The following is a 3,968-nucleotide window of genomic DNA, read 5'->3' on the forward strand; positions in this document are numbered from 1 at the left end:
CGTCATCATCGTCGCCTCCGTCTCCTGCATCTACGGTATCGGCTCGGTCGAGACCTACACCGCGATGACGTTCGCGCTGAAGAAGGGCGAGCGCATCGACCAGCGGCAGCTGATCGCCGACCTCGTCGCGCTGCAATACAAGCGCACCCAGCACGATTTTACCCGCGGCACCTTCCGGGTGCGCGGCGACGTCATCGACATCTTCCCAGCGCACTATGAGGATCGCGCCTGGCGCGTGAACCTGTTCGGCGACAGCGTCGAGAACATTGAGGAGTTCGATCCGCTCACCGGCCACAAGCAGGACGAGCTCGAATTTATAAAAATCTACGCCAACTCGCACTATGTGACGCCGCGCCCGACGCTGGTGCAGGCGATCAAGTCGATCAAATCCGAATTGAAGATGCGGCTCGACCAGCTGCACGACCAGGGCCGCCTGCTCGAAGCGCAACGGCTGGAGCAGCGCACCACCTTCGATCTCGAGATGATGGAAGCGACCGGAAGCTGCGCCGGCATCGAGAACTATTCGCGCTATCTGACTGGCCGCCTGCCCGGCGAGCCGCCGCCGACCTTGTTCGAATACGTGCCCGACAACGCGCTGGTGTTCGCCGACGAGAGCCACGTCACGGTGCCGCAGATCGGCGGCATGTTCCGCGGCGACTTCCGCCGCAAGGCGACCTTGGCCGAATACGGCTTCCGCCTGCCCTCCTGCATGGACAACCGCCCGCTCCGCTTCGAGGAATGGGACATGATGCGGCCGCAGACGGTCGCGGTGTCGGCGACGCCCTCGGCCTGGGAGCTGAACGAGAGCGGCGGCGTATTCGTCGAGCAGGTCATCCGCCCCACCGGCTTGATCGATCCGCCCGTCGATATCCGGCCGGCACGCACCCAGGTCGATGATCTCCTGGGCGAGGTTCGGGCCACCGCGCAGGCTGGCTACCGCTCATTGATCACGGTGCTGACCAAGCGCATGGCCGAGGACCTGACCGAATATCTGCATGAGCAGGGCATTCGCGTCCGCTACATGCACTCGGACATCGATACCATCGAGCGCATCGAGATCATCCGCGACTTGCGCCTGGGCGCGTTCGACGCGCTGGTCGGCATCAACCTCTTGCGCGAAGGCCTCGACATTCCCGAATGCGCGCTGGTCGCGATCCTCGACGCCGACAAGGAAGGTTTTTTGCGCAGCGAGACCTCGCTGATCCAGACCATCGGCCGCGCCGCGCGTAACGTCGACGGCCGGGTGATCCTCTATGCCGACCAGGTCACGGGCTCGATGGAGCGCGCGATGGCCGAGACCGCGCGCCGCCGCGAGAAGCAGGTCGAGTACAACACGGCCCACGGCATCACGCCGGAGAGCATCAAGAAATCGATCGGCGACATCCTCGGCTCGGTCTATGAGCGCGATCACGTGCTGATCGAGATCGGCAGCGGCACCGCCACCGACGACGCCATCTCGATCGGACATAATTTCGAGACGGTGCTGGCCGACCTCGAAACCAGGATGCGCGAGGCCGCGGCCGATTTGAACTTCGAGGAGGCAGCGCGGCTGCGCGACGAGGTCAAGCGCCTGCGCGCCACCGAACTCGCCGTGGTCGACGATCCCACCGCGAAACAGCGCACGGTGCAAGGCAAGGCGGGATCGTATGCGGGCGCGAAGAAATACGGCGACGCCGCCAATCTGCCGACAGCGGCAATGAAGGGACGTGGTGTTTCAGCACGGGGCGGCAAACCCCGCGCCACCGACCCTCTGCTCCCATCTCATGACGAGATCACCGGTGGCTCCTCCCCCTCTCCCCGTTCTTCACGGGGAGAGGGACGGGGTGAGGGGCAATCCACGGGAGGTGCTCGCGGCTCCAAGGTCCACAAGCCGCATCTCGACGAGATGCACGGCCCGGAATCCCTGCCCTTCCGCCCGAACCCGAAGCTGCCGTCAAAACCGTTCGGCGCCTCCAGCCGGATCATCCAGCCGGAAAACTCCCGCGACTCCGGCCCGGAATTTGGCCCTTCCCCGCGCTCGACAGGCGGCGCCCCGGGGAAGCGGGGTGGATGGAAGAAGCGGTGAGACACAGGCCTCCGCTTTAGCAGCCATTTCGACCTGATTGAATGTCAGGCCGCGGCTATCTCCGCTCGTCATTCCGGGGCATCGCGCAGCGATGAGCCCGGAATCGATATGCCGTGACGATCATGTTGTGGCAGGTGATCCGACGTCGAGTACAACACTCCGGTCCGTGGTTATGGATTCCGGGCTCGCTATGCGCGCCCCGGAATGACGTGGAGAAACAGCGTCCTATATCGACGACGCCCATTCAGGCACTGCACAAGTGCGCGCGAATAGCGACCGAATTCAGTGATGCTTTTCGAGAAGGATGACTGCAGCGGATGAGCCGCACTTCCACAGGGAGGCGACGTAGCAGTATTCACCGGGGTAATCGTCGGGTTAGAACCCGACTGTATCTGGCGGGGCTAAATGAGGCTGAACCTCCTTCTTCCAGAACGTAAAGCGGTCCGCAACCTGTATCCATCGCAGTGGATGCACAACGTCGGCAACGACGAAGCTCGCCTCTTCCCGCAAAAGATCGACAATCTCCATGTCTCCTATCCAGTTCAAACGACGTGCGTCCATTGGACCTCCGTCATTCCAAAGTTCGGCCAGGGGAGCGCAGGTTACAATAAGGTGAGATGGACGCATGTTTCAGCTCCCGAGACGCAACGGACTTGCACTAAATCTGGACGATGAAGATCAGATAGATCGCAAGGCCGACGGCGATAAAGCAGACCATCACGCCGAGCCAGTGGTAGTCAGGCGATCAAGTCTTCCAGACATTGCGTATTAACGCGATGATCCCGACGGCATAGAGAATGAAAAAGAAGAGACCCCAAACAAATTTCCAGTAGTCGTATCCAACACCGTAGCGCCAATAGTTCATGGCAGCGCCTTGATCGGGGCATGCATGTCGTCCCCTATTGCAGATAGACTATTTCTTTCCAACAGAAGTGCAGCCTCGTCATTCCGGAAGATACGCAGCGGCTGTCCAGAATCCATTGATCCGCATTGCCGAGGCAAATGGATTCCGGGCTCGGGCTGCAACCCGCCCCGGAATGACCGCGGGAGGACCGTCCTTATTTCGGCCCCTCCGGCAACTGCGGCAGATCATCCGTGATAGTGAACCGCGGCGCCTTGCTGTCGACATGGACGTGAAGCTCGGGGCGGACGCCGGGATCATCGTCGAGCGGGCCGAGTGGCACGCCGACATACGGGACGCCGTCAAACTTCGAGACAATCGGAGAGCCACAGACGCTGCAGAAGCCGCGATAATTGCCCGACGACGATTCATGGAATGTGACGACATCCTCGCCCTGCAGCCATTCGAACTCGGATGCCTTTGCGGATGCGCGGCTTCGGAATGCGGAGCCTTGGGCTTTGCGGCACATAGAACAATGGCAATTGAGCGCGCGCTTCAATACGCCGTTGATCCGATATGTCACACGACCGCACAGGCAACTGCCACGGATCATGCTTCCCTCCGCTCACGCTGACGATGGCCTGCATCCGGCACTGATCGTCGGCGCCGGAGGCCGTCGCATTTTGCGCGACTGCTTCGCTTTTGTCGCGTCTGCCAGAGTGTGATGTGCTGTGTGACTGCCCGTCGGGTTACCGTGTCGCACACCCGCGCCCTTGCCATGTCGGGCAAATCAAGACGATGCTTACGGCCGTCCCGTCTCACCATGAGGGGCGGATCGCGATCGTCACGAACGCGAGGCGGGATGCGGTGGACGCGAAGGGCCGACTGACGAGCGGCGCCGACGCGGACGGCCAAGTCGTGTGGTCCTGATGTCCCGGTGCTGACATCAAGGCCGTCGTGCTCGACGAGCGCGCGGCCGACGGGGGCAAGAACGCCGGTCCCCGGGGAGCAACTGTGCTGATTTGGACCGGCGATCCGCCGGGTTCAAGGCTGGCGCTAAGG

At 62.2% G+C, this 3,968-nt stretch carries 2 protein-coding genes; one reads left to right on the plus strand and one right to left on the minus strand.

The window, feature by feature from the left end:
- Nucleotides 1-2,065: excinuclease ABC subunit UvrB (gene uvrB / locus WA702_RS00875; protein WP_425108636.1), on the plus strand; the 2,065-nt coding region annotated here is incomplete at its 5' end.
- Nucleotides 2,066-3,123: 1,058 nt separating this feature from the next.
- Here uvrB and WA702_RS00880 read toward each other — a convergent pair.
- The gene (locus WA702_RS00880; RefSeq protein ID WP_425108637.1) at nucleotides 3,124-3,519 is read right to left on the minus strand and encodes a GFA family protein; all 396 of its coding nucleotides are present in this window, start codon (nucleotides 3,517-3,519) and stop codon (nucleotides 3,124-3,126) included.
- Nucleotides 3,520-3,968 lie beyond the last annotated feature (449 nt).

It is taken from the genome of Bradyrhizobium sp., assembly GCF_049798375.1.
GTDB lineage: Bacteria > Pseudomonadota > Alphaproteobacteria > Rhizobiales > Xanthobacteraceae > Bradyrhizobium.